We start from the raw sequence: 20960 nt of genomic DNA on the forward strand, positions 1-20960 counted from the left end.
TGCAAACCCTTCCCGCGACATAAGCCGGCATGCCCAGCATGAAGCCCTATTGGTTCAAGAACCTGTCGCCAGCATGGCGCGCGCGCCTGATGCGGGTGGGCTTCAACCTGCATCCGGCGTTTCGCGCCACCGGCGGCCGCGTGATGCATGTGTCGCCGGACTTCCTGCACATCCGCATCAAGCTGCCGCTGTTGCGGCGCACGCGCAATATCGTGGGCTCTATGTACGGCGGGTCGCTGTTCGCGGTGACGGACGGCGCCCACCCCACCATGCTGATGTCGGCGCTCGGCCCGGACCACATCGTGTGGGACAAGGCGGCGTCCATCCGCTTTCGCAAACCCGCCTACACGACCTTGTATGCCGACTTCCGGCTGCCGCCCGGAGAAATCGCCGACATACGCGATGTGCTCGCGCGCGACCACGAAACCACCCGCTCCTACACGGTGGAATTGAAGGACAAGGACGGCGTGGTCTACGCCGTGGTGGAACGCACCATCTATATCGCGGACAAGAAGTTCTACAAGCGAAAGAACACAGGAGGAGACTCATGCAACGCATCTCTGGAGGGCGATACACCGCCCTGAGCCTTATCCTTGCCGCCAGCCTGGCGCTGGGCCCCGCGTTCGCCGCCGACATGGAGGTTGGCGGCCAGCGCGTGCCCGAACACCTGAGCGAGGGCGGCCGCACGCTGGTGCTCAACGGCGCGGGCCTGCGCACGAGATTCGTCGTGAAGGTCTACGTGGCCGCGCTGTACGTCACCACGAAAAGCCACGATGCGTCGGTGCTGATCAACAGCACGGAACCCCGTCGCATCCGCCTGCAATTGTTGCGAGACGTGGACAGCGAGAGCCTTGACGACGCCCTGCAGGAAGGCCTGCGCGACAATACGCCGCCGCCGGAACTGGCAAGGCTTAAGGCATCCACCGAACGCCTCAAGAGCCTGGTGGCCGATCTGGGCATTGCCCGCGAGGGCGATGTGGTCGACCTGGACTTTGACGCCCGTGGCGTTGCCGTGACCCACAACGGCAAGCCACGCGGCCGCGTCGACGGCCCCGATTTCGCCCGCGCCTTGCTCCGCGTCTGGCTGGGCGACAAGCCCGCGCAGACTTCCCTGAAGACGGCCCTGTTGGGCAACTAGGCGGAACCGCACACAATGGAACGAATCTGGCACAAGAGCTATCCCGCGGGCGTACCCGCGGAAATCGAGATAGACGGGGTGACCACACTGGTCTCGGTCGTGCGGGAAAGTTGCCGCCGCTATGCGGACAAGACCGCGTACCTGAGCATGGGCAAAGCGATCAGCTACGCCGAACTGGACGAATTGACGCGCGACTTCGCCGCCTGGCTGCACGCCCAGGGCCTGGGTAAAGGCGACCGCGTTGCGCTCATGATGCCCAACCTGCTGCAATACCCCGTTTGCCTGTTCGGCGCCTTGCGCGCTGGCTGCGTCGTGGTCAACTGCAACCCGCTTTACACCCCGCACGAGCTTGAACACCAGTTGGTGGACTCGGGCGCACGCGCCATCGTGGTGGCGGACAACTTCGCGGCCACCGTGGAAAAGGCACTGACCGCTGCCGGGCAAGGCAGCGCGGTCAAACATGTACTGGTGACGTCCATCGGCGAAATGCTGGGTCCACTTAAAGGCCGGCTGGTGGATTTCGTCATCCGCCGCGTCAAGCGCATGGTGCCGGCGTGGTCCTTGCCGCACCATGTGCGCCTGGGCGATGCGTTGCGCGCGGGCCGGCAGGCGCCGTTTGCCGAAGTGCCGCTGAACCAACGCGATCTGGCCTGCCTGCAATACACGGGCGGGACCACCGGCGTGGCAAAGGCCGCGATGCTGACGCACGGCAATCTGGTGACAAACGTGAACCAGGCTCATGCCTGGATCAGGCCGCTGGTCACAGACGGCGAAGAGTGCATCGTGACGGCCTTGCCGCTGTATCACATCTTTGCGCTGACGGCGAACTGCCTGACGTTCATGAAGATCGGCGCCAGCAACCTGCTGATCATCAACCCGCGTGACATTGCCGGGCTGATCAAGGAAATGAGCCAGGTGCCATTTTCGGCATTCACCGGCGTCAATACCTTGTTCAACGCGCTGCTGAATCATCCCGATTTCGCCAAGCTGGATTTTTCGCGCCTGCGCCTGACAATGGGCGGGGGCATGGCGGTGCAGCGTGCCGTGGCCGAGCGTTGGCGCGCGGTCACGGGCAAGCCGCTGGCGCAGGCCTACGGGCTGACCGAGACGTCACCCGCCGTCACCGTCAACCCGCTGGACGTCAAGGTATTCACCGGGTCCATCGGCTTGCCGGTGCCATCCACCGACATTTCCATCCGCGACGATGACGGCGTGGAACTGGGTGTAGGGGAAACGGGGGAAATCTGCGTGCGCGGTCCCCAGGTCACCCAGGGCTACTGGAACCGCCCCGACGAAACCGCGCTGGTGATGACCCCTGACGGCTATCTGCGCACGGGCGACGTCGGCTACGTGGACCAGGACGGCTACGTGTTCCTGATCGACCGCAAGAAAGACATGATCCTGGTGTCGGGCTTCAACGTGTATCCCAACGAAGTCGAGGACGTCGCCGCGCTGCACGCCGGCGTGCGCGAAGTGGCCGCGGTGGGGGTGCCGGACGAACGCTCGGGCGAAGTGGTCAAGCTATATGTGATCCGCAAGGACCCCGAGCTGGATGCCGAAACGCTGATCGCCCATTGCCGCACGCACCTGACGGGCTACAAGGTGCCGCGCCAGGTGGAATTCCGCGATGATTTGCCGCGCACCAACGTGGGCAAGATCCTGCGGCGGGAATTGAAACCCGACGCTGCCCCGCAAGTGGAAAAGCAAAGCGCCGGCCAGGGTTGAACCCCCCCACGGCTTTTGCGCCAGCCGTATCAGTAGGATGGGTGCAGCGCGGCAAGGCAGCAAAAAGAACGAAGCCGTCAATCGCGCGAAACCCATCAAGCAGCGCCCCAATTCTTCCGCAGCCTTGCCACACAGCAACCGTTGCAAGATGGGTTCCGCGCGATCGGCGTTGTGGGTTCTGAGCATGACCGTGCCGCGCTGCACCCATCCTACGGGCGCCGCGCCATGCCATGTAGGATGGGTGCAGCGCGGCAAGGCAGCAAAAAGAACGATACCGCCGACCGCGCGAAACCCATCAAGCAGCGCCCCAATTCTTCCGCAGCCTTCCCACACAGCAACCATTGCAAGATGGGTTCCGCGCGATCGGCGTTGTGGGTTCTAAGCATGACCGTGCCGCGCTGCACCCATCCTACGGGCGCCGCGCCATGGCATGTAGGATGGGTGCAGCGCGGCAAGGCAACAAAAAGAACGACACCACCGATCGCGCGAAACCCATCAAGCAGCACCCCAATTCTTCCGCAGCCTTCCTACACAGCAACCATTGCAAGATGGGTTCCGCGCGATCGGCGTTGTGGGTTCTGGGTATGACCGTGCCGCGCTGCACCCATCCTACGAGTTGCGCCAGCCGTGGCATATTGACCTCCCTTCCTTTCCCTTCCCCCACTACCACTGCCCGAAGAACACCCCCGCCCGCTTGTGCGCGTTGGTGGCTTTTTCCACGGCTTCGTCGCTGATGGTGGTGCGCCGCTTGCCGCGCAGCATCCAGTCCAAGAGGCGCTGGCGCAGTTCCAGACGTGTGGCCGCGTGCGTGGCGCTGGTGCCCAGGTCCTGGAACTCATCCGGGTCGGCGTGCAGGTCAAACAGCTGCTCGGGCTCGTCCAGCCAGTACACATAGCGCCAGCGGTCGGTGCGCACCGACCAGGCGCGCGCATTCTGCGGCGTCTTGCCGCGCAGGATGCGGGCCTGGCGGAAGCTGTAGTCCAGTTCCGAGAACACACAATCGCGCCATTCCGTGCTGGATGCAGTGCCGTCCCCTCGGCCATGCAGCAGCGTTTGCAGTTCCCTGCCTTCCAGCCGATGCGACGGTCCGGGCGTGCCCAATGCGCGCAGCACCGTGGGCACCACGTCCACGCTTTCCACCATGTCGTTCAAGGCCTGCCCGCGCGTGGCATCAGCCGCCGCCGACGGGTCCATCACGATGAACGGCACGCGCTGCACGGTGTCGTAGAACAGTTCTTTTTCGCCCAGCCAGTGGTCGCCCAGGAAATCGCCATGGTCGGCCGTGAACACGATCAGCGTGTTCTTCATCAGGCCCGCGCCTTCCATGTAGTCGAACAATCTGCCCAGGTGATCGTCCAGTTGCCGGATCAAGCCCTGGTAAGCCGGCCGCACCACGCGCACGCATTCGTCGCTGGAAAAGCTGACGCTCTCTTCCTGCTGACGGTAGGCGGCAACCACGGGATGCGCGTTCGCCAGCTCTTCCTGGTTGCGCCGCACGGGCAGGCATTGGTCAGCGGTATAGCGCTGGTGGTACGGGGCCGGCGCCATGTAAGGCCAGTGCGGTTTGACGTAGCTCAGGTGCAGCACCCAGGGCTGGCTGCCACGGCGTTGCATGAAGTCCAGCGCCTGATCCGTCATGTAGGCGGTTTCGGAATGCGCTTCGGCCACGCGCGACGGCAGATGCACGTTGCGCATGTTCCAGCCGCTGGCGATCTGGCCGTTGGCGTCCACGCCGGCAATCACGTAGTCGGTCCAGGGGTCGGCGCTGTCGTAGCCGTGGCGGCGCAGGAAAGCGGGATAGCCGCTTTCCTGACCGGGCGTGTGGTGGCCGTCGTAGCGGTCCAGCTCCGTGAAGCCGCCCCGGCTGAGCAGCACGCCCAGCTCGGATGCGCCGTCGATGGCCAAGCGTTCCATGCCGGCCTTGTCGGGAATGATGTGGGTCTTGCCGGCCAGGGCTAGCTCGCGCCCCTGCCCCGCCAGGTACTCGCCCAGCGTGATTTCGTTGACCGACAGCGGCACGCGGTTCCACGTAGCCCCGTGGCGCGAGGGGTAGCGGCCCGTGTAGTAGCTCATGCGCGACGGGCCGCACACGCCGGAATTCACGAAGGCGCGGTCAAAGCGCACGCCGCGCGCCGCCAGCGCATCCAGGCTGGGGGTTTGCAAATAAGGATGGCCATAGCAGCTAAGGTGATCCGCCCGCAACTGGTCGGCCATGATGAACAACACATTCTGCACCGTGCTCATTGCCGCCCCTATTGCGTGGCCGTGAAGCCGGAGTCGCGCACCACCGGTTCCCATTGCTTGCGATAGGCGTCCAGCGCCTTGGCGGTGCCGGCCGCGTCCTGCGACACCGGTTCCAGGTACACGCTGCGCACGGCTTTTTCCATGCCGGGGTCGCGCATGATGGCCGCAATGTCGGCGCCCAGGCGGTCAGCCTTGGCCTTGGGCATGGCGGCGGGCGCGAAGAAGGCGTTCCAGCCATCGGCAGCCAGGTCCACGCCGCTTTCCTTGAAGGTGGGCACGTCTTGCAGATCCGCATCGCGCGTATCGCCAGAGGTGGCCAGGATGCGGATCTTGCCGGCGCGGTGCTGCGGCAGCAGGGTGTCCAGCGTGTCGATGCCTTGCGGCAGGATGCCGCCGATCAGTTCCGATATCAAAGGCGCGGACCCGCGATAGCCAATCACTTCCGGATCCTGCTTGATCTCGCGGCCCAGCATCAGCGCGAAAAAGTGCGGCAGGCTGCCGGTGGCCGGCACGCCCACCGTGAATTGCTTGGGGTTGGCGCGCAACCACTCGCGCAGGGCGGGCACGTTCTTGATGGGCGAGCTGGCCGGCACGGCCAGCGCAAACTTGTAGCGGCTGACCAGCGACACCGGCGTAAAGTCGCGCTTGGCGTCATACCCGGGTTGGGCGTAGACCAGCGGCGCCACGACCATGACCGCGGGGTTGGCCAGCATCAGCACGTTTTGCTCGGCCGGCGCCGCATGCAGCGTCTGGGCCGCGATGCGCCCGCCCGCGCCGGTCTTGTTTTCAACCACCACGGGCACGCCCACGCGGTCCTTCAGGCGGTCGGCCACCAGCCGCGCAATGCGGTCGGAACTGCCGCCCGGCGGGTAGCCCACCACGATCGTCAAGGTGCCGTCCAGCGGCGCTTGCTGCGCACAGGCCAGCGACGCCCCCGTGGCCACGGCCGTGGCCACAATGGCCTTTGCCATCCATCCCTTCGTCCATTGATGCATCGTCTTCTCCTGGGGACAGTGGCCCGCTGTCGGTTATGGTTCTGTCTGCCTGGCCAAATACAAATAAGCAGAAACAATTTAGCAACGCGGCCGTTGCTTGATCTAATCCAGGACTTTCGATAACGATATGCAGCACGCACCGCGCGGGACGCGGCCCGCACTGCGGCAAGGAGGAGACGCCATGCCAACCCACCCGATACCCGATCGGCCCTCGACAGCGCAGCCCGCCGCACAGCAGACCGCATCAGGGCTGCCTGCTTCCGACCCGCCTCCTCATCTGTCCGACATGCTGATGTACCGGCTGTACCAGGCGTGGTCGCAATCCAACCCGGTGTTCGTGCGGCTGTGCGAAGGCCGTTTCGGCATCACGCGGCGCGAATGGCGCATTCTGGCCTGCGCCATCGAAGGCGGCATCATGAACTCGGCCGAGCTGGCGGCCGCCGCCAAGCTGGACCTGGCCCGCACGTCGCGCACGCTGGGCTCGCTGTGTGCAAAGGGCTGGCTGCGACGCCTGCCCGACAGCAGCGACCGTCGCGTGGTGCGGGTCGAAGCCACCGCCGAGGGCCAGGCGCGTTATCAGGCGCTGCTGCCCGAGGTCTTGCGGCTGAACGCGCTGCTGGTGCAGGACTTGAGCGACAGCGAAGTCGCGCTACTGCGCGACTTTCTGGGCCGCATCGAGCAGCGCGGGCGGCGCATGGCCGAAGACAACATCGTGGCGGAAAAGGCCAGCCGACGCGAAGGCGGGACGCGGCGCGCGCAGTACGCGTAAGCCAAGGGTGTCGCGCCGGGCCAACATTTCGGCAGGGCAAGCGCCGCCTGAGAACCCATTGGCAAACCGCTGAATAAAAAGGCTTTTACCCGCCCGAACGCCGTGGCCTGCCTGGTTTGCAGGCCTTTTTTACATCTGGGACTGCTCGGATGCCTAGCCGTGTGGGCGCAGCGCAATTAATAATAATTATCGTTGCAATTCCTATATGTAATCAGCGACCACCGTGTCGCAGGGGACTCACTTGAAACGCCATCCAACCCGGGCCGCCCGCCGCGCGCGCCCGCAGAGCCTGTTGCCCGCCGCCGCGCTGGCCGCCTGCCTGGGCGCCACCGCCCACGCCCAAACCGCCCCCGCCACCGCCGCCGGCCCCACCACCGTGCTGCCCGCCGTGCAGGTGACCGGCACGGCCGAAACCGCCACCAGCCCGGTCGCGGGCTACGTGGCCACGCGCAGCGCAACCGGCACCAAGACCGACACCCCCCTGTCTGAAACGCCGCAAGCCATCACGGTGATTCCGCGCGATCAGATCGTGGACCAGGGCGCCCAGAACGTGCAGGACACCATGAACTACGCCGCCGGCGTGCGGCCCAATGCGTATGGCGTGGACAACCGCGGCGACTACGTCCGCATCCGTGGCACGGAGCCGGCGCAGTACCTGGACGGCCTGCGCCAGTTCTTCAATTCAAACAACCCACGCACCGAGGTCTATGGCATGGAGCGCGTGGAAGTGCTGCGCGGCCCCTCGTCCATGCTGTACGGACAGGGCAGCACCGGCGGCATCGTCAACCTGGTCAGCAAGCGCCCGCAGGCTGAAGCGCAACGCGAAATCGGCGTGGTGCTGGGCAGCGACAACCGCCGCGAAATCCATACCGACCTGACTGGCCCCGTGACCGAAGACGGGCAATGGCTGTACCGCGTGGTGGCCGTGGGCCGCGACAGCGACACCCAGGTGCAGTACGCGCAGGACGACCGCCTGATGCTGGCGCCGTCGCTCACGTGGCAGCCCAGCGCCGCCACCTCGCTGACCTTGCAGGCGCTGTGGCAAAAGGACAGGGCCGGCACCACACAGTCATTCCTGCCCTGGAGCGGCTCGGTACAAGAAAACCCGAACGGCCGCATCCCCACCCGCCGCTTCGTCAGCGAGCCGGGCTGGGACGCCTACGACACCGAGCAATTCAGCGTGGGCTGGCTGTTTGAGCACCAATTCAACGACACCTGGAAATTCCGCCAGAACTTCCGCAACACGGTCAGCCGGGTCGACTATCAATCGCTGTACCCGAACGTGTACGGCGCGCGCCGTGGCGATTCCTACATCGACGCCGCCCAGACCACCACCGACCGCTACTTCTACGTCAACAAGCCGCGCATGCGCACGCTGCTGGCCGACCAGAACATCGAAGGCAAGCTCAACTGGGGCCGCACCGAGCACACCGTCATCCTGGGCATGGACTATTCGCATTACCGCGAAACCAGCCAGACGGCCTCCGGCCTGGGCGCGCCGCTGAACCTGTACCACCCCGTCTACGGCAACGTGCCGGAATACGAGCTGTCGGACACGCCCAAGCAAAAGCAGCAGCAACTGGGCTTTTACGCGCAAGACCAGATCAAGTTCGACAAGAACTGGATCTTCCTGGCGGGCATCCGCCGCGACCGCGCCGACAACCGCATCGACGGCCAGGACAAGGAAACCGACTACGCCACCACCAAGCGCTTCGGCCTGATGTACGCGGCCGACAACGGCTGGTCGCCCTACCTGAGCTACAGCGAATCGTTCACGCCGATTGCCGGATCGAACTTCTACAACGAACGCTACAAGCCCATGCGCGGCAAACAGGTCGAGGCCGGCATCAAGTACATGCCCCGCGACGCCGACATGGAATTCACGGCCGCCGCCTACGACCTGCGCGAAAAGAACCGCCAGACCAATGACCCCGACAATCCCAACAACCAGCTCCAGGCCGGCAAGACCCGCACGCGCGGCGTTGAATTGGAATTGCGTGGCCGCGTCACCAAGAACGTGGACGTGATCGCCAACTACATCTACACCGATGTCGACCCGCAACTGGAAGGCTTGCCCAAGCACATGGCGTCGTTGTGGAGCAAGTACCGCTTTGCGCTGGCCGGCCAGCCCGGCTTCGCGGTGGGCGCGGGGGTGCGCTACCTGACAGCGTTCCGCGATGGCGGCGCGCCGGAAACGCCCGCCGTCACGCTGTTCGACGCCATGGTCAGCTACGACAATGGTCCGTGGCGCTATGCCTTGAACGTCAACAACATCGCCGACCGCACCTATGAAACGGTCTGCCTGGACCGTGGCGACTGCTTTTACGGCGCGCGCCGCACCGTCATGCTCAGCGGGGCGTACCGCTTCTAAGCCGACGCGGCGCAGGCCGCCTCCCCCCAGGACGAAAAACCTGTACGTACAGGCAGTACGTACAGGTGTACACTAGCGGTTTTTCAACCCCCACTGACAGACGCGTCAACGAACGTCTGCAATCCACCAGAATCGTCCTGGAGACTTACGCAAGTGTCGACCACCGCCTCTTCCCGTTCGCCTTTTTTTGGCACCATGCAGAAAATCCCTGGTGGATTGATGCTCGTACCGCTGATCCTGGGTTCCCTGATCGGCACCTTCGCCCCTGATGCGCTTGCCATCGGCGGCTTTACCACCGCCCTCTTCAAGAACAGCGCCCTGCCGCTGATCGCCCTGCTGATCTTCGCGACCGGCACGCAAGTCAACGCCCGCACCGGCGGCCCCATCCTGGCCACCGCCGGCACCCTGCTGCTGATGAAGACGCTGGTGCCCGCCACGCTGATCATCATCCTGGGCAGCTATGTGGGCCTGGACGGTGTGATGGGCGTGTCGATCCTGGCCTTGCTGGCCGCGTTCGACAACAGCAACGGCGGCCTGTGGCTGGCCTACACCGGCCAGTACGGTGACGCCCGCGACCGCGGCGCCTACGTCGCCAGCGCCGTCAACGACGGCCCCTTCTTCAGCCTGCTGTTCCTGGGCGCCTCGGGCCTGGCCGATATTCCGATGATTGCCCTGGTGGCGGCGCTGGTGCCGTTCCTGCTGGGCGTGGTGGTTGGCAACCTGGACCCGAAGTGGCGCGACGTGCTCAAGCCCGTGCCCAACATCGTGATCCCGTTCTTCGCCTTTGCGCTGGGCACCGGCATCAACCTGGGCGCGGTGGTCAGCGGCGGCATGAGCGGCCTGATCCTGGGCCTGATCATCAGCCCCATCACCGGCGGCCTGGTCTACCTGGGCTATCGCCTGATTCTGCGCCGTGGCGGCAAGAGCGGCCTGGGCTTCGCGGCCGGTACGACCGCCGGCAACGCCATCGCCACGCCCGCCGTGGTCGCGGCCGCCGACCCCAACTTCCAGCAATACGTGTCGACCGCCACCGCGCAGGTTGCGGCCTGCGTGCTGATCAGTTCGATCCTGGCGCCGATGCTGGCTTCGTACTTCCTCAAGCGCGCCGGTGAACTCAAGTCCGAAGACGCCGATGCGGACAGCAGCGCCACGCCCACGTTGGCCAGCGCGCGCGGAGAGGCGCTTTGACGCCCACCATCGCCATCGTCGCCGATGACCTGACCGGTTCCGGCGACACCGCGGTGCAATTTGTACGCGCCGGCTGGAGCACGCACCTGTCCATCGGCGGCGCCGACGAGGCGCTGGCCGGCCCGGCTACCGCCGGCGTCGAAGTGCTGGCGGTCACGACCCACAGCCGCGCGCTGCCCGCCGCCGACGCCGCCCGCGTCATTGAACAGAACGTGCGCCAACTGCGCGCGGCCGGCGTATCGCGCCTGTACAAGAAGGTGGACTCCACCTTGCGCGGCGCCTTCAAGGCCGAGATCGACGCGGCGCGCGATGCCTGGGGCTCGGACACGGTGGCGGTGATCTGCCCCGCGTTCCCCGCCACCGGCCGTACCGTGGAACACGGCGTGCTGTTGGTCAACGGCAAGCCGGTCACCGAGACGTCCGCCGCCACCGACCCGGTGACCCCGGTGACGGAAAGCCATATTCCCACCCTGCTGGGCTGCGCCCATGTGGCGGCGCAAGACGGCGACACGCCCGACACGCTTGCCGCGCGCATCCGGCAGGCCGGCAACACGGTGGTGGTTGACGCCAGCACCGATGCCGACCTGGAACGCCTGGCGCGCGCCATCGGCCTGCTGGGCGTACACGCCCTGCCCGTGGGCGCGGGCGGCCTGGCCGTGCCGTTGGCCCGCGTTTGGGCCGGCGCCGACCAGACCGCGCCCGTCGTGGTCGTGGTGACGTCGCAGCACAGCGCGGCGCGCGCTCAAGCCGCCGCCCTGCAAGCCTCGGGCGCCGACACCTGGACGCCCACGCTCGCTCAACTGGCCGACGACGCCGCATGGCAGGCCTGGAGCCAGCCGCTGCTGCAGGCCCACGCCAAAGCGCCCGCCGAAGCGGGCACGGTGTTGCTGCTGGCGCCCGAAGGCCAACTGGAAGGATTGGATTCGGAAAAAGTTGCCGACCGCCTGGGCAGCCTGGCGGCGCAATTGATCGCCACCTCGCGCGCGGCCGGCGTGGTCGCCACGGGCGGCGACGGGGCGCGCAGCGTGCTGGTGGCGCTGAACGCCAGCGGTATCGCGCTGGTGGATGAAGTGATGGGTGGCGTGCCGCTAGGCACGCTGACCGGGGGTACGGCCGCGGGCCTGCCCGTGGTGACCAAGGCCGGCGGCTTTGGCACCGAAGACGTATTGGTTCGCGCCGTGCGCGCGATCCGCGACAGGAGATTCAAGCGATGACACAACCCCAACCGAACAAGCTGCCTTTGCTGGCCGTCACCCTGGGCGACGTGGCCGGCATCGGGCCGGAAATCACGGCCAAGATGCTGATGGGCCACGACGAACTGCGCCAAAAGGCCCGCCTGCTGGTGGTCGGCGATGTAGACGTCATGGTCAACGCCGTGCGCGGCCTGGGTGGCGACCCCGCCATCGTGAAGAAGCTGGACCGCGCGGCCGACTGTACCAACACGCCCGGCACGATCGAAGTGTTGCAAGCCGGCCCGTCGCTGGCTCACGTCAAGCTGGGTGAAATCAGCGCCGACGCGGGCGATGGCTCCGTGCGCTTCGTCACCACCGCCTGCGCCCTGGCGCGCGCCGGTGAAGTCGACGGCATCGTGACCGCGCCGCTGAACAAGGCTGCCATGCACGCCGCCGGCCACAAGTGGCCCGGCCACACCGAATTGCTGGCGCATGAATTCGGCGTGAAGACCTTCTCGCTGGTGCTGTCGGCCGGCGACCTCTACATCTTCCACGCCACCACCCACGTATCGCTGCGCCAGGCCATTGAAGACCTGACGCCCACGCGCATGCGCGCCGTGCTGCGCCTGGCGGGTTCGTTCGCCAAGGCGCTGGGCCGGGGCGACCAGCCGGTGGCTGTGTCGGGCCTGAACCCGCACGCGGGTGAAAACGGCATCTTCGGCAGCGAAGACGCCGACATCCTGGCCCCCGCCGTGGCCGAAGCCAATGCGGCTGGCATCCTGGCCGCCGGCCCCATCCCGGCCGACGCCCTGTTCCCGCAAGCCGTGCGCGGCAAGTGGCAATTCGTGATCGCCTGCTACCACGACCAGGGCCACGCGCCCTTCAAGGCCGTGTATGGCGATGACGGCGTCAACATCACGGTGGGCCTGCCTGTGGTGCGCGTATCCGTGGACCACGGCACCGCGTTCGACATCGCTGGCAAGGGCATCGCGCGCGAAGACAGCCTGATCCTGGCCGCCGAGCGCGCCGCGCATCTGGCCCCGGGCTGGACGCATGTATGGGAAACTGCGCGGGCACAAACCGGAGGTTGATTTCCATGGCGCCCGCCACGCACGACGCATTGCCCGTTCTTGATCGCTCTGGCGACGTCCCGCTGCACGCCCAGGTGGCGACGCTGCTGCGGGGATTCATCCGGTCGAACAAGCTGGCGACGGGTGCCGTGCTGCCCAGCGAAGCCGCGCTGTGCGTACGCTTTGGCGTGGCGCGCAGCGTGGTGCGTCAGGCGCTGGCCGCGCTGGCTACCGAAGGGCTGATCCAACGCGAAAGCGGACGCCCGGCCACGGTGGCCGCGCCGCAGGAACATCGCCGGCTGGTGCAGCGGTCCACCGGCCTGTACGAGCAGTTCGCGCAGTCTGGCGTGGCCTTGCAGACGCGCGTGCTGGCCTTTGCGCGCGCAGAACCGCCCGCCGATGTGGCGGCGTTTTTCGGCACCACCAAATTGCTGATGTTGGAACGCCTGCGCCACGTGGCCGACGCGCCGCTGGCCTATGTACGCACCTGGTTGCCCGTCGATGTGGTGCCTGGCCTGCGCGCCGAGGACCTGACCGACGCTTCCTTGCACGGCGTGTTGACGCGCCGCTTTGGCCTGCGCCCCGGCGCCGGCCGCAACCAGATCCGCGCGGTGGCCGCCGACGCCAAGCTGGCCGACCTGCTCGACACCACGACCGGTACACCCTTGCTGATGCTGCAGGGCCAGGGCATGGACCAGCACGACCGGCCGCTGGAGTGGTTCACCACCTGGCACCGCGCCGAGCAGTTGGTGTTCGACGTGGACGTCAGCAACGGCCACGAAAGCGTGCATCCGCGCTTGCAGGATGCACCGGCTGAACCGGCCAGCGCGTTGCCATCCCCGCCCCCGGATCCGCAGGATCCCCTGGCGCGCGCCCAGGCGCTGGTGGCCGAGCTATCGGCCGAGCTGGCCCGGCTGCGCGGCCAGGCCTGAGCCTGCGCGCTACAACAATCCGCAAATCAGCGCGATGTGCGCGTCGCGCCGCGCCGACAGGTCGAAGGGTTCGTCCGCGCCTGTCAGGATGGCCATGACGACGGCGTGCACCACCGGCGAGAGCAGCAGCTCGGGATGTCGCGCCGCCACGCCCCCTTCGCACAGACCCCGTTCACGCGCCAAGGCCAGCAAGCTGGCGATATCGGCTTGATGGGCCTCGGCCGTCTCTTGCCGCCAGCGCCGCGCCAGGTGCGGCACGCGCGCGCTTTCGGCCAGCAGCAGCCGCATGGTGACGATCATCGCCGGGTTGGCCAGGCTGGCGTAAAGATGGTCCACCAGGCGTTCCGCCAGATGCCGAACCGACTCGCAGCCATCGACGATGGCGCGCGCGTCCAGGCGGGCTGGCGACAGGTGCCGTTCCAGCAGCGCCCGAAAGACCTCTTCCTTGCTGGAAAAATGGGCGTACAGGCCGCCCTTGGACAGGCCTGCCCGCAGCGCGATGTCTTCCATCCGCGCCCCCTCGTAACCCGCCGCCGAGAATTCCTGTAGCGCGGCATCCAGAATCTGCCCCGTCCGCACCGTGGGTGGCAGACGCTGGCGTTGCGTACTCATTCATGGCTCCTTGCGAAATGACGCGCGGCGTCGACGTCGCACGCCCTTCTACGGCCTCATTAAAAACCGACCGGTCAGTCGCTAACTTGATGTCGATCAAGGAATTGCCGGCACCCCGCGGGCAAAATTGATGCTGCGAAGACGCCACGGTTACCGCTGTTGGACGTAAGACTTCCATTGACACGATGGAGAACGACACATGACTCGCCGCCCGGTTTCGGCATGGAATGCTGCCCGCCTGGCGCCGGCCGTTCTGGCCGTGTTGCTGGCGCAGGGTTGCGTGTCGATGGCCCCGCCTTACCAACGCCCCGCCCTGCCGGTGGCCGCCACCTGGTCCGCCCCGCACTCCAGCGAGAATGCCGGGCTGAACGCCGCACACGTGGGCTGGCGCAGCTATTTTTCGGACCCCGTCCTGCAAGGCCTGATCGACGAAGCGCTGGCCAACAACCGCGACCTGCGCCAGGCCCTGTTGCGCGTGGAAGAAGCGCGCGCGCTGTACGGCATCCAGCGGGCCGACCAGTTTCCGACGCTGGGCGTCCAGGCCACGGGCACCCGTTCGCGCACGCCGGCGGACCTGAATCTGACGGGTCGGCCCGTGGTGGCCAACCAATACCAGGCCGGTGTCGGCATGGCGACCTGGGAGCTGGACTTCTGGGGTCGCGTGCGCAGCCTGAAAGACGCCGCGCTGGAAAACTATTTGGCGTCCGATGCCGCCGCGCGCGCCGTCACCTTGTCCTTGATTGCGCAGGTGGCGGACAGCTACCTGACGCTACGCGAACTGGACGAGCGCCTGGCGCTGACCCGCCGGACGATCGCCTCGCGCGAGGAATCCCTGCGCATCTTCCGCCGCCGCTACGAGGTCGGTGCGATCGCCAAGCTGGACCTGACCCAAGTGGAAACGCTGTGGCAGCAGGCCCGCGCGCTGGGCGCCGAACTGGAGCAGGCGCGCGCCACGCAGGCGCACGCGCTGGAGCTGCTGGTGGGCAAGCCGCTGAACCTGCCGATGCCTAACGCCGGCCTGGATGATGCGGCCGTGATGCGCGACCTGCCCGCCGGTCTGCCGTCCGACCTTTTGACCCAGCGCCCCGACATCGTCGCGGCCGAGCATCAACTGCAGGCGGCCAACGCCAATATCGGCGCGGCGCGCGCCGCGTTCTTTCCCCGCATCACCTTGACCGGCGCCTTTGGCAGCGCCAGCGCCGAACTCAATGACCTGTTCGGAAGCGGCAGCCGCGCGTGGACCTTCACGCCCAGCGTCGACCTGCCGATCTTTGACGCCGGCCGCCGCAGCGCCAACCTGGACCTGGCCGAGATACGCCGCGACCAGGCCGTCGCGGGCTACGAACAAACTATCCAGAGCGCATTCAAGGACGTGTCCGACGCGCTGGCCGCCCGCCACTGGCTGGCCGAACAGGTGCAGGTATTGCGCGCCACCGTGGCCGCGCAAAGCGAACGCGCCAGGCTCGCCAAGCTGCGCTATGACCATGGCGCATCGCCCTACCTGGAAGTGCTGGACGCGCAGCGCGACCTGTTGGCCGCGCAGCAGGCGTTGGTGCAAACGCGCCGCGCGTTGCTATCGGCGCGCGTCGGCCTCTACGCAGCACTGGGAGGCGGCACACAGGCGGGCGAGTCGGCGCCCGGCCCTGACGGCGCGGCAACCCAAGCGCCCGCCCCGCAATAACAACAGGACAAGACCCATGAAGCTGCCCACCCGAAAACTGATACCCGTGCTGCTCGTACTGGCCGTGGCCGCTGCCGCTTACGCCGGCTGGCGCATGCTGGCCGACAACGGCCCGGGAGCTGGCTTCATCAGCGGCAACGGGCGCATCGAAGCCACGGAGATCGATGTCGCCACCAAGCTGGCCGGCCGCGTCCAGGAGGTGCTGGTGGCCGAAGGAGACTTCGTCACCGCCGGCCAGGCGCTGGCGCGCATGCAGATCGATACGCTGAACGCCCAACGCGAAGAAGCGCGTGCCCAGCATCAGCAAGCCATCAACAACGCCGCCAGCGCCAGCGCCCAGATTGCCCAGCGCGAAAGCGACAAGCTGGCCGCCGATGCCGTGGTGGTGCAGCGCGAGAGCGAACTGGACGCGGCCCGCAGGCGCTTGGCCCGATCCGAGACCTTGTCCAAGGAAGGCGCCTCGTCCATCCAGGAACTGGACGACGACCGGGCCCGCGTCCGCAGCGCCCAGGCGGCGGTGAATGCCGCGCGCGCGCAAGTGAATGCCGCGCAAGCCGCCATCCAGGCGGCGCGCGCCGCGCAGGTGGGCGCGCAATCAGCGGTGAATGCGGCGCTGGCCACCATCGCGCGTATCGACGCCGACATCACCGACAGCGAACTGCGCGCGCCACGCGCCGGCCGCGTACAGTACCTGGTCGCCCAGCCGGGCGAAGTGCTTGGCGCGGGCGGCAAGGTGCTGAACATGGTCGATCTGGCCGACGTCTACATGACGTTCTTCCTACCCGAGCAGGCGGCCGGCCGCGTGGCCTTGGGCCAGGACGTGCGCATCATTCTGGATGCCGCGCCGCAATACGTCATACCGGCCAAGGTGTCGTTCGTGGCCAGCACCGCGCAGTTCACGCCGAAAACGGTCGAGACGGCCTCCGAGCGGCAAAAACTGATGTTCCGCGTCAAGGCGCAGATCGATCGCAAGCTGCTGCAACAGCATCTGCGGCAGGTCAAGACCGGCGTGCCCGGCGTGGCCTGGCTAAAGCTGGACGCTGCTGCCGCCTGGCCCGTCGACCTGGAAGTCAGGGTGCCCTGATGGACACAACCGCGACGGCCTGGTCAGCGCCCGCGCCCGCGGCGGTCAAGCTGTCGGACGTGACACTGCGCTACGGCAAGACCCGGGCGCTGGACGCCATCACGCTGGACATTCCCGCCGGCCGCATGGTGGGCATCATCGGCCCGGACGGCGTGGGCAAGTCCAGCCTGCTGGCGTTGATCGCCGGCTCGCGCGCCGTCCAGACCGGCACGGTGGATGTGTTGGGTGGCGACATGGCCTCCAAGCGTCATCGCGACGCCGTCTGCCCCCGCATCGCCTACATGCCGCAGGGCCTGGGCAAGAACCTCTACCCGACCCTGTCGGTAGAAGAGAACCTGCAATTTTTCGCACGCTTGTTCGGCCATGGCGAGGCCGAGCGCCGTCGCCGTATCGACAGCCTGACGCGCCGCACCGGCCTGGCTCCGTTTCTGTCGCGGCCGGCCGGCAAGCTGTCTGGCGGCATGAAGCAAAAGCTGGGCCTGTGCTGCGCGCTGATCCACGACCCCGACCTGCTGATCCTGGACGAGCCGACCACCGGCGTCGATCCGCTGGCGCGCGCGCAGTTCTGGGATCTGATCAACGACATCCGGCGCGAACGCCCCGGCATGAGCGTCATCGTGGCTACCGCCTACATGGACGAGGCGCAGCGCTTTGACTGGCTTATCGCCATGGACGAGGGCCGCGTGCTGGCAACGGGCACACCCGCCGAGCTGCAACAGCGCACCGCCGCCGACACGCTTGAGGCCGCCTTCATCGCCCTGTTGCCGGAGGCCAAGCGGCGCGGCCACCAGCCTGTGCATATCACGCCATTGGCGCTGGACGACAACGCCCCCATCGCCATCGAAGCGCGCGACCTGACCATGCGGTTCGGCGACTTCGTGGCCGTGGACCACGTGAACTTTCGCATCCGCCAAGGCGAGATATTCGGGTTTTTGGGATCGAACGGCTGCGGCAAATCCACCACCATGAAGATGCTGACCGGCCTGTTGCCGGCCAGCGAAGGCCAGGCCTGGCTGTTCGGCGCCGAGGTCGACCCTCGCAACATCGATACGCGGCGTCGGGTGGGCTACATGTCGCAAGCGTTCTCGCTATACGGGGAACTGACCGTGCGCCAGAACCTGGTGCTGCACGCCCGCCTGTTCCATGTGCCCGAGGCCGATATTCCCGCCCGCGTGGACAAAATGGTGGCGCGCTTTGACCTGGCCGACGCGCTGGATGAACTGCCCGAGAAGCTGCCGATGGGTGTGCGCCAGCGCCTGTCGCTGGCGGTGGCCATGGTGCATCAACCCGAGCTGCTGATTCTGGACGAACCGACCTCGGGCGTGGACCCCGTGGCCCGCGACAATTTCTGGCGCCTGCTGATTTCGCTGGCGCGCGAGGACCAGGTAACGATCTTCATTTCCACCCACTTCATGAACGAGGCGCAGCGTTGCGACCGGATGTCGTTGATGCATGCGGGCAAGGTGCTGGTCAGTGCGTCACCCGCCGAAATCATCCGGATGCGCGGCGCCCAGTCGCTGGAAGAGGCCTTCATCGCCTACCTGATCGACGCCGGTGCTGGCACACCGTCCGGCGCGCCATCTGCCACGCCATCTGCCGACACACCCGCGCCCGCCCGTCAGGCGCAAGACACGACTGCATCGCAAGAAAACATCACCACGCAAGCACAAGCGAGCACCGCCAGGCATCGCGGCTTCAACCTGCAACGGATGATCAGCTACCTGTGGCGCGAGACGCTGGAACTGCGCCGTGACCCGGTGCGCGCCACGCTAGCGCTGGCCGGCTCGCTGCTGCTGATGTTCGTCATCGGCTTTGGCATCAGCCTGGACGTGGAAGACCTGCGCTACGCCGTCATGGACCGCGACCAGACCAGCTTGAGCCAGAACTACACCTTGAACCTGTCGGGCTCGCGCTATTTCATCGAGCAGCCGCCCATTTCCGGCTACCAGGACATGGATGCCCGCATGCGCAGCGGTGAACTCTCCCTGGCCATCGAGATCCCGCAGGGATTCGCCCGCGATGTCGAACGCGGGCGCAACGCGCAGATCGGCGTCTGGATCGATGGCGCCATGCCGCAACGCGCCGAGACCATCCGGGGATACGTGCAGGGCATGCACCAGGGCTGGCTGCAACAGCAGGCGCGCGAACGGCTGGGCAACGCCGCCACGCAGCAGATCAGCATCGAAACGCGCTTTCGCTACAACCCCGACGTGCGCAGCCTTCCGGCCATGGTGCCGGCCGTGATCCCGCTTTTGCTGCTGATGATGCCGGCCATGCTGACAGCGCTTGCGGTCGTGCGCGAAAAAGAACTGGGCTCGATCATCAACCTGTACGTCACGCCGGTCACGCGCTTGGAATTCCTGTTGGGCAAGCAGTTGCCTTACGTGGCGCTGGCGATGCTTAACTTTCTGTTGATGACGCTGCTGGCGGTGACCGTGTTCGGCGTGCCCATCACCGGCAGCTTCGCTACCCTGCTGGCCGCCGCGCTGATCTACAACGTGGTGGCGACCGCCATCGGCTTGCTGGCGTCGACCTTCACGCGCAGCCAGATCGCGGCGCTGTTCTTCACCATGATCGGCACGCTGGTGCCGGCGGTGCAGTTTGCCGGGCTGCTCAATCCGGTGTCCTCGCTGGAAGGCATGGGCCGTCTGATCGGACAGGTCTATCCGGCCACGCACATGCTGACCATCAGCCGGGGCGTGTTCAGCAAGGGGCTGGACTTTGCCAGCCTGCAAGGCTCGTTCTGGCCCCTGCTGGTGGCGATACCCGTGATCCTGGGCGCGTCGGTGCTGCTACTGAAAAAGCAGGAGGCCTGATGACCATGCCGCGACATGTCGCCAATATCTACCGGCTGGGCGTGAAAGAGCTTTGGAGCCTGGCGCGCGATCCCATGATGCTGGTGCTGATCGTCATCTCGTTCACCCTGATGATCTACACGGCGGCCACCGCGGTGCCCGAATCGCTGCACAACGCGGCCATCGCCGTGGTGGACGAAGACGTCTCGCCGCTGTCGTCGCGCATCACGTCGGCGTTCTATCCCCCGCATTTCACGCCGCCCCAGATGGCCACGGCGGCCGAAGCCGACGCCGGCATGGACGCCGGGCGCTACACGTTTTCGGTGAACATCCCGCCAAATTTTCAGCGCGACGTACTGGCCGGCAAGCCCGCGCAGATTCAGCTGAACGTGGATGCCACGCGGATGAGCCAGGCGTTCACGGGCAGCAACTACATCCAGCAGATCGTCGGCGACGAGATCAACGAATTTGTCAGGCGCTACCGCAAGCCCACCGAACTGCCGGTAGAGCTGGCCGTGCGCATGCGCTTCAACCCCAACCTGACGCAGGCGTGGTTCGGCAGCCTGATGGAGATCATCAATAACGTCACAATGCTGTCCATCATCCTGACCGGCGCGGCCCTGATCCGCGAGCGCGAACACGGCACCATCGAACACCTGCTGGTCATGCCGGTGACGCCCACGGAAATCATGCTGGCCAAGGTCTGGTCCATGGGGATGGTGGTGCTGGTGGCCGCCGGCCTGTCGCTGACGTTCGTGGTGCGGGGGCTGCTGCACGTGCCCATCGAAGGGTCCGTGGCGCTGTTCCTGGCGGGCGTGGCCCTGCACCTGTTTGCCACCACATCCATGGGAATCTTCATGGCGACGCTGGCACGCAGCATGCCGCAGTTCGGGATGCTGCTGGTGCTGGTGCTATTGCCGTTGCAGATGCTGTCGGGCGGCACGACGCCGCGCGAAAGCATGCCGCAGTTCGTTCAGGACATCATGCTGGCCGCGCCCACCACGCACTTCGTGGAGCTGGGCCAGGCGATCCTATATCGCGGCGCGGGGCTCAGCGTCGTCTGGCAGCCTTTCCTGGCGCTAGCGCTGATCGGCAGCGTGTTGTTCGCCTTCTCGTTGAAGCGCTTTCGCAAGACCCTGAGCCAGATGGCGTGAGGCCCCTGCTTCCGCTGCAAGGTTAGCGGG

Annotated in this window: 16 protein-coding genes; 13 read left to right on the top strand and 3 right to left on the bottom strand. The window is 66.5% G+C overall.

Annotated features, from left to right (window positions below; translation table 11 throughout):
- The first annotated feature begins 38 nt into the window (after positions 1 to 38).
- Genes ELS24_RS20295 through ELS24_RS20305 form a run of 3 tightly spaced genes read left to right on the top strand, consistent with a single transcriptional unit; the run spans position 39 to position 2863 of the window.
- Positions 39 to 584, top strand: a complete 546-nt coding sequence (locus tag ELS24_RS20295; protein WP_050448704.1) for a DUF4442 domain-containing protein — start codon at positions 39 to 41, stop codon at positions 582 to 584.
- Positions 548 to 1138 (top strand): chalcone isomerase family protein, encoded by a 591-nt coding sequence (locus ELS24_RS20300; RefSeq protein ID WP_127185175.1) that lies wholly within the window; start codon positions 548 to 550, stop codon positions 1136 to 1138. Before ELS24_RS20295 ends, ELS24_RS20300 begins: the two co-directional genes overlap by 37 nt.
- Positions 1139 to 1153: 15 nt before the next feature.
- Positions 1154 to 2863: an AMP-binding protein gene (locus ELS24_RS20305; RefSeq protein ID WP_127185176.1), complete on the top strand. Its 1710-nt coding sequence runs from the start codon at positions 1154 to 1156 to the stop codon at positions 2861 to 2863.
- 663 nt (positions 2864 to 3526) lie between these two features.
- Here the strand turns inward: ELS24_RS20305 and ELS24_RS20310 are convergent.
- Positions 3527 to 5107 (bottom strand): sulfatase-like hydrolase/transferase, encoded by a 1581-nt coding sequence (locus ELS24_RS20310; RefSeq protein ID WP_050448680.1) that lies wholly within the window; start codon positions 5105 to 5107, stop codon positions 3527 to 3529.
- A gap of 8 nt (positions 5108 to 5115) precedes the next feature.
- A complete protein-coding gene (locus ELS24_RS20315; RefSeq protein ID WP_050448679.1) occupies positions 5116 to 6078 on the bottom strand; it encodes a Bug family tripartite tricarboxylate transporter substrate binding protein in 963 nt (320 codons plus the stop codon).
- Between the two features lie 310 nt (positions 6079 to 6388).
- Here ELS24_RS20315 and ELS24_RS20320 point away from each other — a divergent pair, with 310 nt between their 5' ends.
- From ELS24_RS20320 to ELS24_RS20345, 6 genes are all read left to right on the top strand, one after another.
- Positions 6389 to 6871, top strand: coding sequence for a MarR family winged helix-turn-helix transcriptional regulator (locus tag ELS24_RS20320; protein ID WP_164741371.1), 483 nt, complete (start codon positions 6389 to 6391; stop codon positions 6869 to 6871).
- A 241-nt stretch (positions 6872 to 7112) separates the two neighbouring features.
- Complete coding sequence (locus ELS24_RS20325; protein ID WP_428839653.1) at positions 7113 to 9242, top strand: TonB-dependent siderophore receptor; 2130 nt, start codon at positions 7113 to 7115, stop codon at positions 9240 to 9242.
- Between the two features lie 219 nt (positions 9243 to 9461).
- Positions 9462 to 10430 (top strand): 2-keto-3-deoxygluconate permease, encoded by a 969-nt coding sequence (locus ELS24_RS20330; RefSeq protein ID WP_240669341.1) that lies wholly within the window; start codon positions 9462 to 9464, stop codon positions 10428 to 10430.
- On the top strand, positions 10427 to 11644 hold the full coding sequence (gene dtnK, locus ELS24_RS20335) for a D-threonate kinase (protein WP_127185179.1): 1218 nt from the start codon (positions 10427 to 10429) through the stop codon (positions 11642 to 11644). Before ELS24_RS20330 ends, dtnK begins: the two co-directional genes overlap by 4 nt.
- Positions 11641 to 12693 carry a 4-hydroxythreonine-4-phosphate dehydrogenase PdxA gene (gene pdxA, locus ELS24_RS20340; protein WP_127185180.1) on the top strand — a complete coding sequence of 351 codons (1053 nt, stop codon included), beginning with the start codon at positions 11641 to 11643 and terminating at the stop codon, positions 12691 to 12693. Before dtnK ends, pdxA begins: the two co-directional genes overlap by 4 nt.
- 5 nt (positions 12694 to 12698) lie before the next feature.
- A complete protein-coding gene (locus tag ELS24_RS20345) occupies positions 12699 to 13604 on the top strand; it encodes a GntR family transcriptional regulator (protein ID WP_127185181.1) in 906 nt (301 codons plus the stop codon).
- A 9-nt stretch (positions 13605 to 13613) separates the two neighbouring features.
- Here the strand turns inward: ELS24_RS20345 and ELS24_RS20350 are convergent, their stop codons facing one another.
- Complete coding sequence (locus ELS24_RS20350; protein WP_050448672.1) at positions 13614 to 14216, bottom strand: TetR/AcrR family transcriptional regulator; 603 nt, start codon at positions 14214 to 14216, stop codon at positions 13614 to 13616.
- Positions 14217 to 14415: 199 nt separating this feature from the next.
- On the opposite strand from ELS24_RS20350, the gene adeC reads away from it, so the two are divergent.
- From adeC to ELS24_RS20370, 4 genes are read left to right on the top strand one after another with little or no spacing between them, the layout of a single operon-like run.
- Positions 14416 to 15897 carry an AdeC/AdeK/OprM family multidrug efflux complex outer membrane factor gene (gene adeC, locus ELS24_RS20355; protein ID WP_127185182.1) on the top strand — a complete coding sequence of 494 codons (1482 nt, stop codon included), beginning with the start codon at positions 14416 to 14418 and terminating at the stop codon, positions 15895 to 15897.
- Positions 15898 to 15913: 16 nt separating this feature from the next.
- A complete protein-coding gene (locus ELS24_RS20360; RefSeq protein ID WP_050448670.1) occupies positions 15914 to 16981 on the top strand; it encodes an HlyD family secretion protein in 1068 nt (355 codons plus the stop codon).
- The gene (rbbA, locus tag ELS24_RS20365; protein ID WP_127185183.1) at positions 16981 to 19797 is read left to right on the top strand and encodes a ribosome-associated ATPase/putative transporter RbbA; all 2817 of its coding nucleotides are present in this window, start codon (positions 16981 to 16983) and stop codon (positions 19795 to 19797) included. The genes ELS24_RS20360 and rbbA overlap by 1 nt, the downstream gene beginning before the upstream one ends.
- 5 nt (positions 19798 to 19802) lie before the next feature.
- Complete coding sequence (locus ELS24_RS20370; RefSeq protein WP_127186412.1) at positions 19803 to 20930, top strand: ABC transporter permease; 1128 nt, start codon at positions 19803 to 19805, stop codon at positions 20928 to 20930.
- The last annotated feature ends 30 nt before the right edge of the window (positions 20931 to 20960 follow it).

The organism is Achromobacter spanius (assembly GCF_003994415.1).
In the GTDB taxonomy this organism is placed as follows: domain Bacteria; phylum Pseudomonadota; class Gammaproteobacteria; order Burkholderiales; family Burkholderiaceae_B; genus Achromobacter; species Achromobacter spanius_C.